We start from the raw sequence: 21,618 nt of genomic DNA, 5'->3' as shown, positions 1-21,618 counted from the left end.
CGGGAACCGCGGGAACCGCACCGCGGGCGTAACGCCACGGCGAAAAATTTAGCGGAATCTCGCCGTGGCGTTACGCCCGCGGCGAGCAGGGATTGTCACCCGAAGGTCTCGCGCAGGTCCTTCTTGATCACCTTGCCGAATTGATTGCGCGGTAGCGTGTCGACGACCACGAGATGTTCGGGGTGCTTGTAACGGCTCAGCCCCCGCGATTGGCAGTGTTGCACAAGGGATTCCAATGTCACACCGTCGGGTGTGGCGGGTACCACGACGGCGCAGACGCGTTCGCCGGTGCGTGGGTCGGGGATCCCGATGACGGCGACGTCGGCTACGGCGGGATGGGTGGCGAGCGCATTCTCGATCTCGAGGGCGGAGATGTTCTCCGCGTTGCGGATGATCGCGTCTTTGGTGCGACCGGTGACGCGGACGTTGCCGCCGGCATCGATCAGGCCGAGATCGCCTGTGCGCAGCCAGCCGTCGCCGTCAAACGCCTCGACGTCCAGCGTCGGATCGGCATAGCCGAGGAAACATTGCGGCCCTTTGAGTCGCAGCTCCCCTTCCTGCCCGGCGCCCAGTTCGATTTCTCTGCCGTCGACCACGCGGACCTTGACCCCGGGCACCGGCGGGCCGACGGTGTGGTCGAGCACCTCCGGCGGGGCGGTCAGTGAAGGCGAAGTCGCGCACGGAAACTCGGTCATCCCCCACGCGTTGGCGATCCCGGCGATGCCGAAGGTTTCGCGGACCTGCCGCCCCAATTCGGCGGTGATGGGCGCGCCTCCCGCCAGACAACCCCGCACGGACGAGAACAGCGGCCGATCACCGTGGGCGCGCTGGGCTTCGAGGAACGCCACGAAGAACGGGGTCGCCGTGCCCAGGAACGTCGGGTTGTGGGCGGCGATGGCCAGCGGCGTCGTCGCGGGGTCGAACGACTCGAACAGCGCCAGCCGCATGCCGGTCAGCAACGCGGTGGCCAGCATCGCCGCCCCGCCGATATGAGCGATCGGGAAGGCGATGGGGTCCACGTCGCTGCTCGTGGCCCCCACCATGCCCACCACTCCCGCCGAGCCGGCGATGACCGAGCTGTCCGTGTGGCGGATCCCTTTGGGAGCCGCGGTGGTCCCGGACGAGTAGTAGACCCAGCGGGCGTCGTCAGCCGATCTCGGGGGCGCGGGCAGGGAGCCGGGGTGGTCGCGGGGCAGCCGCAGCTCGCCGGCCGGGGGCGTTTCCAGGTCAAGGGCGACGACCTCAAAACCCTTGTCCCGCGCCAAGTCGCGAGCCAGGCCGCCGTGGTCGAAGCCGCGCCAAACCTCCGGTACCACAAAGAATTCGGTGTTCAACTGGCCGGTGATGAAGCCGACCTCGCTCTCGCGCAGCAACGGGATGATCGGGTTTTGCACCGCACCGAGCCGGGCCAGCGCGGCCATCACCACCATGGTTTCCAGCGTGGTGGGCAGCTGCCAGGACACCACGGTTCCCGCGCGGACCCCCCGTTCGGCGAGGGCGGCGGCGGTTGCGCACGCTGCGTCGTGAAGCTGGCGTGCGGTCAGGCTGCGCCCATGCTCGTCGGCGAGAAGCGGCCGGTTCGAATCCCGTTGCGCCGCATCGGCGATCAACGCCCAGAACGTGCCGTTCCCAGCCAACGTCACCGCACCGACGGGTCGGTGGAGGGCGGACGAAATCCCGACTGCGCGACGGCGACCGACACCCCGGTGCCGATCGGGCCCTTCTCGTCGACCAGGACCGCGGAGCCGCTGGCCACCCCGTCGTGGCTGTGATGCGTGAGGGAGGCCAGCCCGATGTGCGCGCCCTCGGGCAGCCGGACCAGCGTCAGCGTGTAGTCGACGTTGATGAACTCCAGGGAGTTGGTGCCCCAGTTGGCGGTCGAGGCCGTGATGTCTCCGGCCATCGCGGCGCGGGTGAAGGCGGACAGCGGTTCATCGTCGACCAACGGGCGATCCTCGTGCAACCAGGTGTATTTCGGGCCCTCGGTCTGGGGCCAGTCCGGGTCGGGGTTCTGCACCCCCGAGCCCCAGCCGTAGGTGCGCATGAACAGCGTCGGGTAATCCTGGCCCGACGGTAGCGGCGGCATCTGCACCGGAGGTGACCAGACCTGTCCGCCGGGCTGGGGTCCGCGCCGCAAGAACAGCGCGCTGGCCTGTGCCACCGGGGCGCCGTCCTGAATGATGACGGCCTCGACCAGCCGCAATCGCCGTCGGTCCTGGCGCACCTCGGTGTGCACCTCGAGCGGTTTGAGCGCCGTGGGCCGGGGCAGGTCCACGGTCAGCCGCGCCGGTTGCAGGTGCGCGTCCGGAGCGGCCCGCTCGACCGCCCACGCCAGGAGCCCGCCGACCACGTGGCCGCTGAGCGATGGACCCCAGCCGCCGCGCGCGATTCGCGTTGGCACGAAATACTTTTCGTCGCGAACGAAATACGGCGCCGGTTCCGCCCATCGAGCTTCATCCGGAACGACATTGGGCTCGGCCACTGCATGACCCTTCGCGTCAGGGGATCGCGGAACCCTGCTGAGACCCGCAACCGTGAATGTTACAGTTGCGCTTCCAGTCGGCGAATGCGCCGTGCCGGTCAGTCGATGGCGGCGCCTACCAGGTGACCGATCACGTAGGTGATCGTCAGCGCGAGGCTGCCCCCGATGGCGTTGCGGAGCACGGCGCGAAGCTTTGGCGCCTCGCCCAGACCGGCCGAGACCGCGCCGGTGACCACCAATGCCGCGAGCACCGCCGCCATGGTGACGGGGATCCTCCACGTGGTCGGCGGGGCCAGGATGGCGATCAACGGCAACAGGGCGCCGATCGCAAATGACAGCGCCGACGACGACGCCGCCTGCCACGGATTCGTCAACTCGTCGGGATTGATGCCGAGTTCGACCTCGGCGTGGGCCAGCAACGGATTCTGATCCGTGAGTTCCTCTGCCACGGTGCGGGCGGTGGCCGCCGTCAGGCCTTTCGCTTCGTAGAGCGTGGCGAGCTCGTCCAGTTCGGCAGCGGGATCGTCGCGCAGTTCGCGGCGCTCCTGGCGCAGCAGCGCTTTTTCCGTGTCGCGCTGGGTGCTGACGGATACGTATTCTCCGAGCGCCATCGACACCGCTCCGGCGACCAGTCCGGCGCTGCCGGCGGTCAAGATCGGGCCTCGCAGGGTCGTGGCCGCCGCGACGCCTACGACGATGCCCGCGGTGGAGACGATCCCGTAGTTGGCGCCCAGCACGCCCGCGCGCAACCAATTCAGCTTCGACGACACCGATCCGACGTGCGGTTCGGCGGGATGTGACGTACTCGACACGGCGGCAACGATATAGAGGAAAACCGTGGCCGACTAGCCAACCTAGCCTTGCCAAACCGGCGCGTCCGGCTACCCACCCACACACTGCAGGGGCCAAACACAGCTAGTCCATAGGAAAGCTATCTAGCGTCTGGGTTGTGCCAGGGGGAGGTTCCGAACGCATCCCTGGTGGAAGAAGTCCCTAGTGGATAGGTGAAGCATCGTGAAGTTGAAGCAACTTGTCGGAGGGGTGACCATCGCCGGAGCGCTCGGTGCTGCGGCCTTGGGAATGGGCGCCGGGTTTGCCAACGCCGCACCGGGCGGGCCGCCACCGGGCCCCGGTGGTCATGGCGCACCGCAACCCGGGGGCTTTCACGCTCCCACCGGGCCGAATGATCCCGGCGGCCCTGGTGGTCCCGGCGGCCCAGGTGGTCCGGGCGGGCCCGGTGGTCCTGGCGGTCCTGGCGGTCCCAATCATCCCGGTGGTCCCGGAGGCCCGGGTGGGCCCGGCGGGCCCGGTCCCGATCACCCGGGCGGCCCGGGCGGACCCGGGGGCCCAGGTCCCGATCACCCGGGCGGACCCGGCGGGCCCGGCGGCCCGGGTGGACCCGCCGGTCCCGGTGGTCCCGGTGGTCCGTGGCATGGCGATGACCAGCGGGGCTACTTCCACGGCGCCCCGTGGGGCGACGGGCCTGGCCCGTGGGGCCCCGGCGCGCCGCCGCGACCGGCGTGGGATCGGCCGCTCCCCCCGCCTGGCGGTCCATGGGGTTATGGCCCGATCAACTACTGGGGCTACCAGGAAACGCCGTACTGGAACCCCCGTTTCAACCAGTGGGGATTCGACTTCTTCGGGGTCTGGATTCCGCTGTAAAGATCGCTGAACGCGCTGCCCGCCTCGCCGATTGGCGAGGCGGGCAGCGTCGTCTATACCGTTGGCGACAAACACATTTCGTGCTCGACGCGAGTCTCAGCTTTTGGTGCCGACGGTCAGCAGATCGGACACCAGGCGCGTCCATACCGGCCGCGGGATCCGGTGCTGGTCGCTGATCACGAACCCGGCGTTTTCGAACAGCGCCCGCATCTCGGGCGCCGACGTGTTGTGTTGCGGCTTCCACCGATTCTGCGCTGATGACTGCAGCCGCGGTCGCCGCGTGCTCAGCGCCGAGACGGCCACCAGTCCGCCCGGCGCGAGCACGCGATGGAATTCGCGCAACGCCGCGGGCTGGTCGAAGAAGTGGAATGCCGAGGTCGTCACGACGGCGTCGAGCGCACCGTCGTCAAACGGAAGTTGTTCGGCCGGACCGCGCAACCACTGCACCCGATCCGATCTGGCCCGGGCTTGGTTGAGCATGCCGTCGGACATGTCGACGCCATAGATCTCGTCCGGATTCAGTTCACGCTGAATGCGGTCGCTGAGAATCCCTGTGCCGCAGGCGATATCAGCGATCTTTCGCGCCCCGTGGTTGCGCAGCTGACCTATCACCTCGTTGTGCGGCGGCCGATACACCCACTGTTGCAGAAACGGCAGGTCATAGGCCGGCGCCAGAAAGCTCCACATCCGCGTGACCGCTTCATTGAGCCCGCGGCGCTGCGGTGCAGTCACTTGGCCAGCACCGAGCTGTAGTAGATGGTGTCGGCCACCGAGACGGAGTCGTTGGTCTGCGGGATCGACTCGAGGCCGGAGTCGGCCAGCAGCTGACTCATCTGGACGCCGACCGACTGCCATCCCAGGTTGTCCAGGTAGACGGCGACGTCGTTGCGCTCGCCCTGGTAGCCGAGATCGCCGAATTCCAGGTCGAAGCCGTGCTCACGCCATTTCGCGGTGGCCCTTCGCATCATCTCGTGCGCCTTCTCGGTGTCTACCTCGGACATGTCTGGAATAGCTTCGCACGCCAGCCGGCTGCCGTCAGCGCTCAGTGCGGTGATGTTGTCCAGTAGGCGGTCTTGGGCCTCCGGCGGTAGATAACCGAAGAGGCCCTCCGCGATCCATGCCGTGGGCCGGCTCGTGTCGAAGCCCGCGTCCACCAAGGCTTTTGGCCAGTCGTTACGCAGATCGACAGCGACCGTGCGCAGCTCGGTCTGCGGCGCTGCGCCCAGCTGCGCCAAGGTGGTGGCCTTGAAGTCGATCACCTGCGGCTGGTCGATCTCGAACACCGTCATGTCGGCCGGCCAGGCCAACCGGTAGGCGCGCGCATCAAGGCCGGACGCCAAGATCACCGCCTGCCGGATCCCGGCCTGCGTCGCTGCCTGGAAGAACGAGTCGAAGAAACGGGTGCGGGCGGCCATCGCGGCGGGCATGTGTTCGAGCTTCCAGCCGGATTCATGGTCGTCGACGTCGGCGGCGACCAAGTCGCCGGAGACCCAGCGAGTGAAGAAGTCCACGCCGACGGCACGAACCAGAGGCTCGGCGAACCGGTCCTCGATCAGCGGGTTGTCGGCGTTGGTCGCGATCGCCCGGGCGGCTGCCACCATCGTGGCGGTCGCGCCCACACTGGTCGCGAGATCCCAGGTGTCGTTGTCTGTGCGTGGCATGCGGCGCTTGTCCCCCTCGGAATCACCGGTTACTTAGCCGGTATAACGACCGATGGGCCGGTGGAGTTCCCAGCGGCCGACCATCCGGCGAGATCCCCGGTGCGAGCGTTGCGTCGCCGCAGCTAGACGGGGCTTTTAATGCGCTCCGGGGTGGCCGGGCGCGCCCGGTCCGCCGGGTCCTCCAGGTCCGCCGGGGCCGCCCGGTCCACCGGGGCCACCCGGGCCGCCGGGGCCGCCCGGTCCATTTGCGGCCGGCAGCAGGAACACGCACTCATTCAACTCGACGCTCCAGCCCCAGCCCGGGGCGCAGTCACCGTCGGCGCGGGCGATCGCCGGCGTCCCGGGCACCGTTACCGGTAACCCGGCCAGCGCGAGGGCGAAGGCGCCGATCAGGGAGCGCCGCAGATACTGTCTCATCGCCGACCTCACTTTGTCTTCGGGCAGGGCGGGCGGTGATGGCTCGTCGCATCGGGCCAGACCCGCGCACATCATTGTGCGGCAGTCGGTGCGTTAGTGTGCCGAATTGACGGGCTTGAATGTTGTTGGCAGCGAGGGTCTTCAGTCGCTCATCAATTCGAAGACCGGGATGACGCGATCGGTGCGCTGCTGGTATTCGCCGAAGCCGGGTGCGCGCTCGACGATGACGGGATAGATCGAATCCCTTTCCTCGCGCGGCAATTCGCGCGCGGTCACCGACTTGGGAGCGTCGGAGCCGATCTCGATGGACACGTCGGGAATGGCGCGGATGTTGTGCACCCAGGCGGGATGTTTGTCCCGGCCCGCCGCCGAGCCGACGATATAGATTTTGCCGTCGATGTCGAAGTAGGCGACGGGGTTGACCCGTTGGGCGCCGCTGCGCGCCCCCTCTGACGTCAGCAACAGCAGCGGGAAGCCCTCGAACTGCCCCCCGACCTTGCCGCCGTTGCGGCGGAACTCCTCGATGTTGTCCTCGTTGAATTCACGTTCCGAGCTCAGCGCGTCGTCAGCCATCACGCCATCGTGGCACGCGGAGGACGTATGGGCCAGCGAGAATCGTCCTTATCTTGCGCCGCAAGAATATTCGGCACCGAGTGGGTGGTCACCGCATCCTGGTCGGCGGCGCGGGCACGATGGCGGTGAGCTCGGTCAGACCGCTGACCTTGAGGACGGGCATCAGGATCGGGTGCGCGACCAGCTCGATGCGGTCGGCGTGGGCCGCCAAGGCGTTGATGGCGGCGCTGTCCAGGTACTCCACGGCGCTGAGGTCGACAAGCAGCGCCCCGTCGCCGCCGGTGGCGGCGGTGGACAGGGCCAGGGTGAAGACGTCGATGTTGCTCAGGTCGATTTCCCCGGCCGCGACCAGCACGAGTTTCCCGTCGCTGCCGCGCGCGGTGTCGAGCGTGAGCGGCGTGGTCATCAGGTGATCCTGGCCGAGAGGTGAACGGTGGTTCCGTCGTTGGCCGTCCGGATGTCGACGTCGTGCATCAGGCTTCGCATCAGCGGGATGCCCCGGCCGCGACGATGGTGCGAAGCCGGCTGCGGCGCCTTCCACGAACCGGTGTCCGTGATCGTCAACTTCACCTGATCGCCCACCGCGATCGCGCCCAGGCGGATGAGGCCCTGCGGTCTGTGCCGGTGGCCGTGCTCGATCGCGTTGGCGACGGCTTCCCCGGCGGCAACCAGCACGTTCAGCGCCTCTTCGGGCCCCACCCGGACGCGGCTCAACCAATTGCGCAGAGCGTTGCGGGTGGGCGCGAGTTGGCTGACGTCGGCGGGGAAGTTCAGCTCCAGCGGGGCCGGATGGCGGTAGAGCAGCAGAACGACGTCATCCTGGTACCCGCCCTGTGGCGCGACGCGGGTCATGATCTGGTTGGCCAGCTCGTCCAGTCCCAGCCCGAGGGCGTCCTGCGCGATGCCGGCGACGCGGGAGATGCCCCGATCCAGCGGACTGCGGCGACGCTCGACCAGGCCGTCGGTGTAGAGCAGCAGGGTCGCGCGCGCCGGTATGGTCACGCGGGCCTCCGGGCGCGGCCAGTCGCGCCGTATTCCCAACGCGATGGTGTGGCCGTCGTCGAGCATCTGGGTGGTGCCGTCGCCGTGCACCAGGATGGGCGGCGGGTGCCCGGCGCTGGAATAGACCAGTTCGCCGGTGTCGGGGGTCAGCACCGCGCAGACCGCGGTGGTGCACTGCGCGCCGGGCAGCCGTGCGGCGAAGCGATCCATCCCCGCGAGAGCCGCAGCGGGGCTTGGGTTTTCGAATAACAGCGCCCGACAGGCGCTGCGCACCTGACCCATCACGGCGGCAGCGGCGAGGCCATGGCCGACACAGTCGCCGACAACCAACGCGATGCGCCCGTCCTCGAGGTCGACGATGTCGTACCAGTCGCCGCCCACCTGCAGCGGCCGGGTGGCCGCCTGATAGCGCACCGCGAACCCGCTGGGCAGATCGGCCGGGCCGAGGATCGCGTGCTGCAGGGCCAGGGCGGTTTCGCGCTGCTGGTCGACTTGGTGCACCCGCTGCAGGCCCTGGCCGAGGCGGCCGGCCAGCACGGTGAGCAAGGTCTGGTCCTCGAGGGTGAACGGGCGTTGCTCGGTCAGGTCGATGCAGACGACCAGCACGCCCTCCGGGTGCTGCAGCGCGATGCCCGCCGTTCCCGGCTGGATCGCGGTGGGGGTGAGGAAGTCGCCGTCGCGCAACGATCTGAGCGCCTCTTGTGTGTGGGGCGGCAGGTCGGCCCACTGCGTGGGCTCACCGACCGACACCACCTGCGGTGCGCCGAAGGCCGTCTCCGTGGACGAGCTGTACGCCGGGAACGTGACGGCCAGGACCCGGCGCGCCCGCCAGAGCCGCCGCAGTTCCTCGGCGGCGGCGTAGACCGCTTCCTCGACGGTATCGGCTTGGGCCAGTTCCTGATTGATCGCATGTTCGCGGCCCGCCGCCAGCGCCAACGCGATCGCGGCGTGCCGGGCGAAGTCACTGACGAGGTCGAGGTAGTCGTTGCCGAACGGGGGCTGGTGCGGGTCGCGCGCAACGGCGATGACACCGAGCACCGCGCCGTCCGCGATCAGCGGGATGACGATCGCCGGGCGTTCACCGACATCGGTGAATCCCTCGATCGGGTACTGGAAGGAATCGGTGATCAGCGGTAGGCCGCGGCGTGCCACACCACCCGTGGTGGAGCCTTCCATCGGAACCTGCCGGCCGATCACTTCCGACGAGTAGCGTCCCGCCGTTGCGGCCACCACCAGGGTTTCGACGTCGTCGACGGGCGATTCGGGCTCCCGCGGCACCAGCAGGATCGCCTGCTCGGCGGAGGCCAACTCCAGCGCCCGGTTGACGATGAGCTGCAGTGGCCCCGTCTGTGGGTCGCCGGACAGCAGCGCGGTCGTGATCTCGCGACTGGCCTTCGTCCATTTCGCCGTTTCACGCTCCCGCTCGAAGAGCCGTGCGTTGTCGATGGCGGCGGCGGCCGCCGTGGCCATCGCTCGTACGGCGCCCTCCTGGGAGTCGGTGAAGACGCGGCCGGGCCGATCGTCGGCCAGGTAGAGGTTGCCGAAGTTGGCCGCCCGCACCGTGATCGGGATTCCGAGGAATGCCCGCAACGGTGGGTCGTGCGCGGGCAGCCCGGCTGTCTGCGGATGAGTGCTCAGATCGTCGACGCGCAGCCCTTCGCCGACCGGGAGGTCGCCGAGCCGTCGCGCCGCGTCGGCGTCGATTCCCGCGTGCACGAAAGAAACGAGGCTGCCGTCGGGTGCGCGGATACCCAGGGCGGCGTAGCGGGCGCCCGTCAGTTCCATCGCCGCCTTGAGGACCCGATGCAGCGTCACGTCCAGGTCCAGATCGGAGCCGAGCTCGACGATGACCCGCACCAGTTGTTCCATCTGGTCGCGCGCCGCCTCCAGCTCATCGAGCTGGTCGTGCATCTGGCCCACCAGTTCGCGCCGGCCCTGCCAGGTGAAGGCGGAGTCACTCCGGTCGCTGTCCATAGGCACCAAGGTAATGCGTGGTGTTGCCGGCGCGCGGGTGCTGGGGCCTTTACTGAATCTTGACCGCGTATTGAATTGCCCCACCGACGATAGGCGAGGTGAGTACCCTTTTAGCGGTGGAACTGGGGGTTTTAGGCCCTCTCCAGGTCCGGCAAGGCGGAGCGGCCGTCGGTATCCCGGGCGCGAAACCTCGCGCCATCCTCACGATGCTCGGGTTGCACGATGGTTCCGTTGTGCCGGCCGACGCGCTCGTCGAGTTGCTGTGGGGTGAGGATCCGCCGCGCACCGCCGCCAAAGCGTTGCAGACCCACATCTCGTCGCTGCGCCGCATCCTGGGTGACGGCTTTGTCCTGACGCGGGGGGCGGGTTGGGTGCTCGCCGACAGCGAGGTTGATGCCTCGCGCTACAAGTCGGCAGCGCGACTGGGGCGCGAGGCCGCCACCGCGGGCGACACCAGCCAGGCGGTGGCCCGATTCGAGGAGGCTCTTGCCCTCTGGCGCGGAATCCCCGAACTTCCCGATGGCCGGCGCGGAACGTCCGAAAAGACGCGGTGGATGGAGGGGCACGCCGCGCTGGTGGAGGATCGGGCGGACGCGTTACTGGCGACGGGCCGAGCCGCGGAACTCATCGGCGATCTCGAGGCCGCGATAGCTGATGCTCCGCTGCGCGAAAGGCGGTGGGGCCAGCTGATGCTCGCCCTCTACCGGGCCGGCCGGCAAGGCGAAGCCCTTGGCGCCTACCAACGGGCGCGTGCGCTGCTTGCCGACGAACTGGGGGTCGATCCCGGGCCCGAACTTCGCCGGCTCGAGGCCGCGATCGTCGCTCAGGACTCTTCGCTGGATATTGCCGTGGCACAACATGTTCCGTCGGTGACACGGGCGGTGACGTTCCTTCTCACCGACATCGAGGGGTCGACGGCCGCCTGGGAGGCGGACGCCGACGCGATGGCGGTGGCGCTCGCCCGACACGACGAGCTGATCGAACACGTGGTCACCTCGCGTGGCGGTCGGCTGATCAAGACGCGCGGCGAGGGCGACGCAACCTTCTCGGTCTTCGAACGGCCCTCTGCGGCCGCCTCGGCCGCGGTTGAGTTGCAGGACGCGATCGCTCATGAACCGTGGGCCTTGCGGGAACCCATCCGCATCCGGGTGGCGCTGCATACCGGTGAGGTCGAGCTCCGCGACGGCGACTACTTCGGCCGGGCCGTCAATCGGGTCGCGCGGCTGCGGTCGCTGGCCGAGGGTGGCCAGATCCTGTGTTCGGGCGCGACCGCCGAGCTCGTCATCGACTCGCTGGCCGACGACGTGGTGCTCACCGACCTCGGGATGCGCCAGCTGCGGAATCTCGCACGGCCCGAGCACGTTTTCGAGTTGCGACTGGAAACCGCCGAGCAGCGTCCCGAGCCGGCGGCGACCGAAACGCCGATGGAGCGGCCCGGACTTCCGGCGGTGCTCGTCGGCCCCGGGCCGTTCGTCGGACGTGGCCGCGAACTCGAAGGGCTGCTGTCCGCGTGGCAGAGCGCGCTGACGGGCGGCGTGCGCACGGTGCTGATCGCCGGCGAACCGGGCGTCGGCAAGACGCGCCTTGCGGGTGAATGGTCGCAGCGGGCCTATGACCAGGGCGCGGTCGTGCTGTACGGCCGGTGCGACGAGGACCTCGGAGCGCCCTATCAGCCGTTCGCGGAAGCGTTGCGTTCGCTCGTGCCGTGCATGGGCGCTGACCGGCTGCGGGGGCTGCGCGGTGTCGAAGCGTTGCTGCCGCTCGTGCCCGGGCTGACCGATGTGGTGCCCGATCTCGCTCCCCCGTCGCACGCGGATCCCGACACCGAGCGGTACGCACTTTTCGATGCCGTCGTTGCCCTGCTGGAGATCGCCTCCGCGAGCGCGCCGGTGCTCTTGATCCTCGACGATCTGCACTGGGCAGCCAAGCCGACGCTGCTCCTGCTGCGGCACCTGCTGCGCTTCGGCGACCACGCCCGCGTGCAGATCGTCGGCACCTACCGCAGCACCGATCTCGACCGCTCCCACCCCCTGGCGGCGATGCTCGCCGATCTTCACCGCGACGGCACGGCCAACCGGCTCAGTCTCGGCGGCCTCGACGAGGATGACGTGACCACCTACGTCACCGAAGCCGGCTACGACGACGAGGAACTCGCGCACGCCCTGGCGTCGGTCACCGGCGGTAACCCCTTCTTCCTCATCGAGGCCCTGCGCCACGTCGACGAGAGTGGCGGCGCGTGGGATCAGAGCACCCTGCCGCAGGGCGTTCGAGAAGCCGTGAGCCGCAGACTTTCTCGGCTGCCGGTCGAGACCAACAAGGCGCTTGCCGCGGCCGCGGTGGTCGGGAGCCGGTTCTCCGTGGAGCTGGTCGAGCAGGTGGTCGGCAACGACCTCATCGACGCGTTCGACGAAGCGCGCAAGGCCGGCATCGTCATCGAAGAACCAGGCGGCAACTATCGGTTCAACCACGCTCTTGTCCGCCAGTCACTGCTGGCCGAGCTGGCGTCCGTGCGGCGCATGCGATTGCACCAGCGCATCGCCACGATACTGGAGACGCTGCCGGGCGCCGACGACGATCTGCTGGCCGAGCTGGCGCACCACTACTTCGAATGTGCTTGGGCGGGAAACGCAGCCAAGGCGATCTTCTATTGCCGGCGCGCGGCAGACCAAGCGATGGCACGACTCGCCTACGAAGGTGCCGCCGACCTGTACCGCCACGCCTTGCACGCGCTGGAAGAGCTTGACGACGAGCTGCCCGATCGTGACGATCAGACCGCCGAGCTGTTGGTCGCGCGCTGCGAGGCTTTGTTGGCCGCCGGTGATGTGGCGTCGGCAGCGGGCGCGGTCTCCCAATTGCGCGCGGCGACAGTCGATTCTGCTCGGCTCGCAGCGTGGGCCACATGCTTCGACGGGCAATTGTCGATGCTGATTCACCCCGAACGGTTGGACGAGGTCGAAGCCGCGCTGGGCGCGGCCGCCGCCAAACTCGCCGAGCTCGCCGACGCCGCCGGAGAAGCCAAGGCGCACACCGTCCGAGCGGGATGCCTCGCCCGCCTGGGACGAATCGCCGACTGCGAAGTCGCTTTGGACGACGCGCTGAACGCAGCGCGGCGCGCGGGCGAACACCGCCGGGTAAACGCGGTTTTGGCGGGCGCTCCTCTGGCGGCGCTGTGGGGCCCCAACCCCGTTCCGCGCGCCGGGGGGCGGTGTCTGGATGTGGTGCGGCTGCTTCGGATCACGACCGACTCCCCTGCCGTCGAGGCCACTTCGACGCGATGCCAGGCCGTGCTGGAGGCCTTTCGCGGCCGCGCCGCCGCGGCCAGACGGATGATCGACTCGGCCCGGCGCACGGTTAGCGAGCTCGGCTTGCGTCATGCGCTACTGGAGGTGGAGCAGTTCGCCGGTATCGTCGAGCTCGTCGTCGACGATCCGGCTGCGGCTGAACCGCATCTGCGCAAGGCCTACAACGGTTTTCGTCGCATGGGATTAGACGCCGATACCGCCGAGACCGCCGCGTTGTTGGGCCGCGCATATCTTGCTCTCGACCGCGAATCCGAGGCAGACGAATTGTGTTCGGAAAGCGAGCGTCTCGCCGGTCACGCGCTGAAGGCCTCGATCGCGTGGCGCACCCTTCGCGCACACTTGCTGGGGCGCGGCGGTGACTACGCCGCGGCTCGGCGAGTCGCCGAGGCGGCGGTGACGTTGGCCGAACGCACCGACGCCCTGGTTGATCACGGCGACGCCTGCCTGACGCTGGCGACGGTTTTGGGGGGCGGCGGCGACGTCGTAGCGGCGCGAGCCGCCGCCGAGCAAGCGGTCGAGCTGTACGAACGCAAAGGCGCTGCGGCGCTTGCGGAAAGGGCGCGCGCGATCCTCGGCGAGAATGTGAAGCGGAGCGCACCCGCTCGACCAGAACCGTCGAGGGTCGAGTTGGACAACGCATGCGTGCCCGCGGGCGAACGCGTGGCGTCCGCGATAAATCGTGAGGCGTGGGACGAGTTCGAGCGACTCTTCGCGCCGGACGGATTCATCGAGAGCCGCCGCAAGATTGTCGGGTTTGGACAGATCGACGTCCCATCGGGCGAGTTTCCACAGCTGAACAGGCGCGTTTTGGAAAAAGTTCCTATGCGGGTCACCCAAATGGTTATCGCCGTGCGAGGCGAGCGTCTGGCGCTCGCTCGATTGGTGATAGGCGCGGACGATGTCGGCCCTGGGGCGCCGCAGGACGAATTCCTGCTGCTTTATGGCATCGATAACGATGGCCAGATCTCCCTGCAGGTGTGGTTCGACCTCGAAGACCTCGACGCCGCAATGGCCGAACTCGATGCCGCATACGGTCAATTCGAGGAGATACATCCTCGAGCGCAGCTCGAGAATGTAGCGACGCGGGTGTACGAGCGCTTCTGGTCGCACTTCTCCGAACGCGACTGGGCTGCCGTAGGAGCCATTGTCTCCGAAAGACTTTCCGGTGCCGATCACCGACGAGTGGTGAATGCCGGGGACCGAGGGAGTCGAGAATCCGTGATCAAGGATCTGCAGGTGGCTGCCGACCTCGGCTTCACCATCGGGATTGCGGACGTCGTGGCGACCCGCGGCGAGCGCCTCGCCCTGACCCAGGTGCGTGCGTCCGGTCGAGACCCCGAGACGATTCAAAACGATGCCTTCAATCTCGTCGAGGTCGACGCCGATCAGCGAATCACGTCGATCGTTATCTATGACCTGGACGACTTCGACAGTGCCATAGGCGAACTCGAGACCCGCTACGTCGCGGGCGAAGCTGCACCCTACGCACGCACGTGGGCAGTCATCACGCGGAGTTGCGCGGCGTTGAACCGGCGGGAACCTCCCCCGACAACGCCAGATTGGGTGAACATCGATCATCGGCGTGGGACATCCATTGCGCCCGGTGAAGTACCTGAGTGGCTTAGCACCGCCTGGAGTCTTCGGTCGGACCTGAGCACCTTCATCGAATCGGTGCATCGCATGAACAACCGTGGCGCGGTCGTCACCCAGATGGCTCATGAGATCTCACAAGATGGGTTCCACGCCGAATGGCGAGTGATCAGCGTTCACACGGTCAACGGCGACCTGATAGATCGCTTCGAGATGTTCGATGAGTCCGACATCGACGCCGCGCTCGCGCGATTGGATGAGCTCAGCCGACCGGCACCGCGGCTGGAAAACGCTGCGAGCCAGATGGCGGAGCGCTTCTTCGCGTACTTCGCAGGCGGCGATTGGGACTCCGTGGCGACGATACTGGCCGACAATGTTTCGCACGACGATCGCCGGCACGTGGTGAACGCTGGGGTTCTACACGGTCGAGATACCCAAATTGCAAACCTGCAAGCTATCGCTGAGGTCGGGATCACGAATTTTTCGTCGACAGTCATTGCGACCCGCGGCGCGCGTCTCGCCCTCGTCCGTACCCGTTCCTCGGGCCCAGACCGAGCGCCCGACAGCGTCCTCACCGAGGAACTCGGGGTCGTCGAGATCAACTCCGACAACCAGATGGCAGCCTACGTCACGTTCGACCCCGGCGACTTCGACTCCGCCATAGCCGAACTCGACGCCCGCTACGCCGCCGGAGAGGCTGCGCCGTACGCGCGTACGTGGTCGACCACTGTAGAGATCTTCGCCCGGCTCAACCGGCACGAACTCCCCGCGACGACCCCGGACTGGGTCAACATCGACCACCGGCACGTGATCACAATTGCGTCGGGCGACCTGATCGCAAACCTCCGCGCCACGTGGGACCTCGCGCCGCAAGCCGGCATCTACATCGAGGCCGTCCACCGACTAAGCGGCCTCGGAATCGTCGTTACCCTTTCGCTAAGCGGAGCCTCTCAAGAGGGATTTTTCGCCGAGTGGCGGATGGTCGATCTGATCACGTTCGAAGGCGACTTGATCAGCCGCGCCGAGATATTCGATGAGGCAGACATCGACGCCGCGCTCGCGAAGTTCGACCAGCTCAGCGAGCCGGCGCCGCCGCGGCTGGAAAACGCGGCAATTCGAGCGGCTGAGGGCTTCGTAGCGTGCTTCGCGGCCCGCGAGTGGGACGCCGTGCCGGAAATGCTGGCTGACAACTTCTACTACGAGGATCGCCGTCGCGTGGTGGGAGCGGGAATCCGCCAGGGTCGACAGTCCTACATCGCAGACTTACGGAAAGCCGCAGACCTGTGGACAGTAGGGGCACCTACCGTCATGGCGACCCGCGGGGAACGCCTTGCCCTCGCGCGTTTCCGCTTCTCGGGCCGAGACCAAGGGCCCGAGGCATTCGTCACTGATTTGCTCGGCATCGCCGAAATCAACACCGACGAGCGGATCGTCGCGATCGTGCAGTTCGACCCGGACGACTTCGACACCGCCATAGCCGAACTCGACGCTCGGTACGCCGCGGGCGAGGCCGCTCCGCACGCGGGAACGTGGCAAGTCATCACGCAGGCGTATACGGCGGTTAACCGTCAGGAGCTACCCGCAACGACGCAAGACTGGGTTAACATCGACCACCGGCGAACAATATCCTTTGCGCCCGGTGATCTTGAGCCGTACCTCCGCGCCACGTGGGACGTACTGACGCCGAACGCCTACATCGAGACCGTGCATCGGCTGAGCGCCGTCGGCACAGTCGTCACCCGGGTGGTGCGCGGAATCTCCGATACGGGCGTCGATGTTGAGTGGCGGGAAATCGGCCTTTCGACAGTGCGAGGCGATGGGATCAACCGCTCCGAGCTCTTCGATGAAACCGACTTAGACGCCGCGCTCGCCCGCTTCGATGAGCTGCACCAGCAGGCACCGCGGCTGCAAAACACGGCAAGCCAAGTCAGCGACCGCTTCCTGGCACACTTCGCGGCGCGCAACTGGGATGCGATGGCAGAGATGACGGCTGACGACTTTTCGAGTGACGATCGTCGTCGGGTTGTGGGCGCGGGAGTCCAACTGGGCCGGGATGCCGATATCGACAATATGAAGGCGTGGGCTGACATCGGGATTGCGAAAATGACATCACACGTCATCGCGACCCGGGGCGACCGCCTCTTCCTTGGCCGCACCCGTTTCTTCGGCCTCGAGCAGGGGCCCGACACGTTCCACAGCGAGGTGCTCGGCCTCGTCGAGATCGACACCGAAAACCGAGTCGTTGCGCGGGTCGTATTCGACACCAACGACCTCGACGCGGCGTTCGAGGAGCTCGACGCTCGCTACCTTGCCGGCGAAGCGGCCGCCCACGCGCACACGTGGTCGCTGCTCATGGCGGGCGACGCCGCGCTCAACAGGTATGAGATTCCGGCCCACACCGAGGACTGGGTCAATATCGACCACCGGCGGGCGACCGCTTTCCCGCCAGGTGACCTCATCGGATACCTCCGTGCCGGTTGGGACTTCGCCCGGGACATCAAGAATCACATCCTCGCGGTGCATCGCATGAACGACCGAGGAGCAGTCGTCACCCACTGGGCGCATGGCACCATGGAAAACGGATCCGACGTCGAATGGCGGGAGATCGCCCTTTTCACGTTCGAAGGCGATCTGGTCAGCCGGGGCGAGTTGTTCGACGAGGCCGATTTGGATACCGCGATCGCGAGGTTCGAGGAGTTCGGCCGGCCGACAACCGAGCTCGTGAATGCGGCTGCCCGAGTGGCCGAGAAATTCCTGGCGCACTATGCGGTCCGCGACTGGAATGCAATGGCAGAACTGCTCGCCGAGGACGTTTTCTCAGACGACCGTCGTCGAGTGTTGAATGCCGGGGTTCGGCGTGGTCGCGACGCAGAGATGGCGAATTGGCGTGCTACTAGTGAAGTCTGGAGCACTCACGTGGCGTCGACCGTCGCTATCCGCGGAGAGCACCTCGCGCTTTTCCGCAACGCCTTCACAAACCACGACCAGTCCTCTGAGGCGTATTCCGCTGCGGCGTTCGCCGTTGTCGAGATCAACGGTAACAACCGAATTGCGGGATACGTCGTATTCGAGGCGGACGAACTCGACACGGCCATCGCAGAACTCGATGCGCGGTACCTCGCGGGAGAAGCGGCTCCATACGCGAGCGCCTGGGTGTGTGCCCTGGACATCCTCCGCGAGCTCAACAGCCACGAGCCGGGACCGATGATCGAGCGACTTGCATACACCGATCATCGACGAGTCCCGTTCGCGGATGGAGACTTCCGGCGGGCGATTGAGGAGCTGTGGCTCCTCGTACCAGACGCCCGCTATTGGGCGACGGCAGTACATGCTCTCGATGCCCACGGCGTTGTCGCAAGCGCCATCATCGAAGGCACTGATGCACGGGGGAACGAATTGCAATGGGTCCGCTCCTTTTTGCTCGATCCCCACGAGCCACGGTTGGAGATATACGAAGAGAGCGATGTCGACAAAGCGCTTGCCCGGTTTGAGGAATTGCGCCCGATGCCGCAGCGGCTAAATAATGCGGCAACCCGGGTTGTCGAGAAGTTTCTGGCGCATTTTGCCGTCCGCGGTTGGGACACAATGGCAGAACTACTCGCCGACGGGTTCTTCTCAGACGATCGCCGTCGCGTCTTAAACGCCGGGATCCGACGCGGACGAGACCTTGAGATGGCGAACTGGCGGGCCAGCGCCGATGTCTGGATGACTGATGTGAGATCGACCGTGCTTGCCACCCGCGGCGAACGCCTCGCCCTCTGTCGTTTCACCTTTGCAAGCCAAGGCTCGCTGCCCGAGGCATCTCAAGCTGCGGCGCTGGGCATGATCGAAATTGACGATGACAACCGAATCGTGGCAAGCGTGGTGTTCGACCCCGACGACCTCGACGCGGCCATCGCAGAACTCGACGCGCGGTACCTCACCGGGGAGGCCTCCAACCACTCCCACACCTGGACGCTGGTGACCCAAGCCTTCGTGGCGCTGAATCAGCGGAAAATCCCGGCGACGACATCTGATTGGGTAAACATCGATCATCGACGACTCGTGCCGATCGGCACGGGCGATCTGGCGACATACCTCTCTGTCGCATGGGAACTTTCGTCGGAGTCCCACCTCTACGTCGCCGCCGTGCACCGCCTGGGCAACCTTGGCGTGGTGATCACCCATGTCGCGGTTGGGACTTCGCCCGAGGGGTTCGACGCCGAGTGGCAGGTGATCGACGTGATGACTTTCGAAGGCGATCGGATCAATCGCTGTGAGCTATTCGACGAGTCCGACCTCGACGCCGCGCTGGCGAGGTTCGATGAGCTGCACGGCCAGACGCGGAGCCTGGAGAACGCGGCAAGCCGCGCAGAACACCGGCTCTTTGACCGCTCGAGCACCCACGATTGGGCGGCGATAGCCGAGATCTTGGCCCCGGACAGTTTCGTCGACGATCGACGTCGAGTGGTAAACGTCGGCTTCTGGGACGGTCGCGATGTCGTGATGGCAAATATGCGAGCACTGGCCGAGGGCCTTGCGCAGGTATCCTTGACGGCGATCGCGACTCGCGGAGAGCGCCTCTCGCTCGCCCGCGTCCGCTCGTTCAATCCTGACTCGCGGCAGGAGGGGTTTGCCGTAGAGTTGCTGGGGATCGCGGAAATTCACGCCGACGGGCGGATCGCCGCCCACGTCTTTTTTGACGCCGACGATATCGATGCCGCCTTCGAGGAACTCGACGCCCGATACCTCGCCGGCGAAGCAGCCGACCACGCGGATACGTGGTCAGTTATCTTGCGAGCCCTCCACGCGTTCAACGGACACGAGCTCCCCACGACAACGCCAGACTGGGTGAATGTCGACCACCGCCGAGGAAGAGCGTTCTCCCCCGGCGAGCTGGTCCCATACATCCGCGCCACATGGGAGCTGGCGCCGCAAGCCAAGTTCTATATCAATACGGTGCATCGGCTGAGCAATTTCGGAGCAGTCTTCACGCAGTCGTCGCGTGGTGCTTCGCAGGACGGCTTCGACCTCGAGTGGCTCGAAGTCAACGTTCTGACTGTGAGCGGTGGCCTGATCGACCGCATCGAAACGTTCGACCAGGAAGACCTCGACGCCGCGCTCGCGCGGTTCGATGAGCTCACCGGTAAAGATCAGCCGAAGTGACAGCGCCACAACTCAATCCGTTGTATCTACTGGCAGACAGTCAGCTGCTGTTCTGGAAGGGCGACGGCCGGCTGCTACTGGAAGCGGCGCTCGACGGGTTGCCCCGAGACAAACCGTTGAGCGCCGCCTACGTCGGGGCCTCCAACGGCGATCGGCCGGAGTTCTACGAAATCTTCGAGGCGGCCGTCGATGCCGTCGGGATCACCGACCGTCGCATGATCCATTCGTCCTTCGGCCCCGCCGACCGCGCCTTCCTGGAGAACACCCAATTGATCGTCCTCGCGGGCGGGGATGTCCGCCTCGGCTGGAACACCTTCGAGGAAACCGGCATGAAGCAGACGATCCTGGACCGCTACACCAAAGGGGCCGTCCTGGTGGGCATTTCGGCGGGCGCGGTCCAGCTCGGACGCTATGGAATCGTCGAGACGCCGGAATCACGCGGGACCGACGTGTTCGACGTGTTCAATCTCGTCCCCAAGGTGATCGACGTGCACGACGAACGCGCCGACTGGGGGCGGCTGTCGCGGACAATCCAATTACTGGAAGGGGCAGCGACCGGGCTCGGGATCCCCTCGGGCGGCGGACTCGTCGTGCACCCTGATAGCACCGTCGAGCCCCTGCGTTATCCCGCGCACAAATTCGTCTACGACGGCACCCGCGTCGTGCAATCCCTGTTGAGTCCACCGCTCATCGCTTAGACGTGGTACCTCGTCGTCGTGGGCGGTGCGCTGCCAGCACGTCGGCGTTCGCCGCCGTCTGCGCCTGGGCGGCCAGCGTCGATGCCTTGTTGGCATGCGCGATCGCTTCGGCGTCGTTAGTGGATTCCTTGCCGTGCGCCGCCGCCAAATGCCGCTTGGCCTCGTCGAGCCGGGCCTGCGCCTCGGCGCCGACGCTTTCGTGGTGGCGGGCGACGTAGTCGGAGATTTGGCGCAACCGGGCATCCGCGGTGGACAGCGCCTGCGGCAACGAATCACCGCTCCCCTCAATGCTGGCCTGTCCGCCGCCAAGACGGGCGCGCCGCCGCCGACGCGCGCGATAGAGCACGAGAAGCAGCACAACAACCGCAACGACGATGACACCGATCGCGACCAGCGGCCAGATCGGCTTCGACGAGCTCGCCGGCTTGGCCGAACTCGCCAATTTGTCCAACCCGTCGGCCGCGGCGACCGCCGCACCGCTCCAGTCTTTGGCGCCCAGCACGGGCTCAATTTGATTGCGCCGCAGACTATCCAACCCCGCGGCGGTCGGGCCCTGCACCTGCGGCGGCACGGTGAACGTGTACGTCTTGGTGTTCGTCGCGATGCCCAGCAGCGCATCCTGGCCGCCCAGTCCGCTGGCGCTGCGGGTGCGATCGGCCCAGTTGTCGGGCTTGAACCGGTTGAAGTTGTCGACGTAGACGACCCACAGTTGAATGTGGCGATCGCGGTAGAGCCGGTCGATGGCCTCGCTGACCGCGGCCCGACCGGAATCGGTCAACACCCCCTGGGCGTCGGTGATGTGATCCGTGAGCTTCGACGGCGGCTGCGCGGCGGCGGGGCTCACCAGCAGCAAGCCCGCGGTGAGGATCGTCAGGACGGCACCGAACAGGCGAACAATCCGCATACAGGTAACTTAGCCGCCAATTCGCGTTGGGTCAGGAGGCGCCGCATCCGCGACCAACCGCTGTGAATCGCCTTTTCGCACGTCAGCGCCCAGCAGAATCCGCCCGATACTCGCGCCCGGCCGACTCCCGCACGCACTGGACACCCACTGGTTACGCGCGTAACCTCTGTCGCGCAACGACAGCATTCTCGCGAGCGAAAGGCCACTG

General features: G+C 66.9%; 13 protein-coding genes. 3 read left to right on the top strand and 10 right to left on the bottom strand.

Annotated elements, in window-relative coordinates; all coding sequences use genetic code 11:
* Positions 1-95: 95 nt before the first annotated feature.
* The 3 genes from AC0KTM_RS07805 to AC0KTM_RS07795 all read right to left on the bottom strand — a co-directional run bounded on the left by AC0KTM_RS07805 (position 96) and on the right by AC0KTM_RS07795 (position 3,294).
* Positions 96-1,637, bottom strand: coding sequence for a class I adenylate-forming enzyme family protein (locus tag AC0KTM_RS07805; protein ID WP_472417405.1), 1,542 nt, complete (start codon positions 1,635-1,637; stop codon positions 96-98).
* A 2-nt stretch (positions 1,638-1,639) separates the two neighbouring features.
* A complete protein-coding gene (locus tag AC0KTM_RS07800; RefSeq protein ID WP_472415345.1) occupies positions 1,640-2,482 on the bottom strand; it encodes a thioesterase family protein in 843 nt (280 codons plus the stop codon).
* 98 nt (positions 2,483-2,580) lie between these two features.
* On the bottom strand, positions 2,581-3,294 hold the full coding sequence (locus tag AC0KTM_RS07795) for a VIT1/CCC1 transporter family protein (RefSeq protein WP_472415343.1): 714 nt from the start codon (positions 3,292-3,294) through the stop codon (positions 2,581-2,583).
* Positions 3,295-3,496: 202 nt separating this feature from the next.
* Between AC0KTM_RS07795 and AC0KTM_RS07790 the strand changes: the two genes are divergently transcribed.
* Positions 3,497-4,144, top strand: coding sequence for a chitin-binding protein (locus AC0KTM_RS07790; RefSeq protein WP_472415341.1), 648 nt, complete (start codon positions 3,497-3,499; stop codon positions 4,142-4,144).
* 96 nt (positions 4,145-4,240) lie between these two features.
* On the opposite strand, the gene AC0KTM_RS07785 is transcribed toward AC0KTM_RS07790, so the two are convergent.
* From AC0KTM_RS07785 to AC0KTM_RS07760, 6 genes are all read right to left on the bottom strand, one after another.
* Positions 4,241-4,876, bottom strand: coding sequence for a class I SAM-dependent methyltransferase (locus AC0KTM_RS07785; RefSeq protein ID WP_472415339.1), 636 nt, complete (start codon positions 4,874-4,876; stop codon positions 4,241-4,243).
* On the bottom strand, positions 4,873-5,805 hold the full coding sequence (locus tag AC0KTM_RS07780) for an SAM-dependent methyltransferase (protein ID WP_238957763.1): 933 nt from the start codon (positions 5,803-5,805) through the stop codon (positions 4,873-4,875). Before AC0KTM_RS07780 ends, AC0KTM_RS07785 begins: the two co-directional genes overlap by 4 nt.
* A 135-nt stretch (positions 5,806-5,940) precedes the next feature.
* Entirely contained in the window at positions 5,941-6,222 is a 282-nt protein-coding gene (locus AC0KTM_RS07775; protein ID WP_238957762.1) for a hypothetical protein, read from the bottom strand.
* A gap of 141 nt (positions 6,223-6,363) precedes the next feature.
* A complete protein-coding gene (locus AC0KTM_RS07770; protein ID WP_472415337.1) occupies positions 6,364-6,795 on the bottom strand; it encodes a nitroreductase family deazaflavin-dependent oxidoreductase in 432 nt (143 codons plus the stop codon).
* An 88-nt stretch (positions 6,796-6,883) separates the two neighbouring features.
* Positions 6,884-7,201 (bottom strand): STAS domain-containing protein, encoded by a 318-nt coding sequence (locus AC0KTM_RS07765; RefSeq protein ID WP_225330094.1) that lies wholly within the window; start codon positions 7,199-7,201, stop codon positions 6,884-6,886.
* The gene (locus AC0KTM_RS07760; RefSeq protein ID WP_472415335.1) at positions 7,201-9,771 is read right to left on the bottom strand and encodes a SpoIIE family protein phosphatase; all 2,571 of its coding nucleotides are present in this window, start codon (positions 9,769-9,771) and stop codon (positions 7,201-7,203) included. Before AC0KTM_RS07760 ends, AC0KTM_RS07765 begins: the two co-directional genes overlap by 1 nt.
* A gap of 116 nt (positions 9,772-9,887) precedes the next feature.
* Here AC0KTM_RS07760 and AC0KTM_RS07755 point away from each other — a divergent pair, with 116 nt between their 5' ends.
* Together AC0KTM_RS07755 and AC0KTM_RS07750 are read left to right on the top strand one after the other, a co-directional pair.
* Positions 9,888-19,808, top strand: coding sequence for a BTAD domain-containing putative transcriptional regulator (locus AC0KTM_RS07755; RefSeq protein WP_472417403.1), 9,921 nt, complete (start codon positions 9,888-9,890; stop codon positions 19,806-19,808).
* Entirely contained in the window at positions 19,805-20,506 is a 702-nt protein-coding gene (locus tag AC0KTM_RS07750; RefSeq protein ID WP_472415333.1) for a Type 1 glutamine amidotransferase-like domain-containing protein, read from the top strand. Before AC0KTM_RS07755 ends, AC0KTM_RS07750 begins: the two co-directional genes overlap by 4 nt.
* Here AC0KTM_RS07750 and AC0KTM_RS07745 read toward each other — a convergent pair.
* Positions 20,496-21,410 (bottom strand): TPM domain-containing protein, encoded by a 915-nt coding sequence (locus tag AC0KTM_RS07745; RefSeq protein ID WP_472415331.1) that lies wholly within the window; start codon positions 21,408-21,410, stop codon positions 20,496-20,498. The genes AC0KTM_RS07750 and AC0KTM_RS07745 overlap by 11 nt on opposite strands.
* Positions 21,411-21,618: the final 208 nt, after the last annotated feature.

This window comes from Mycobacterium sp. NTMscope_Eco_3 (assembly GCF_976985685.1).
Note: the sequence above shows the minus strand (reverse complement) of the source record. Positions and strands in the feature narration are given on the sequence as shown.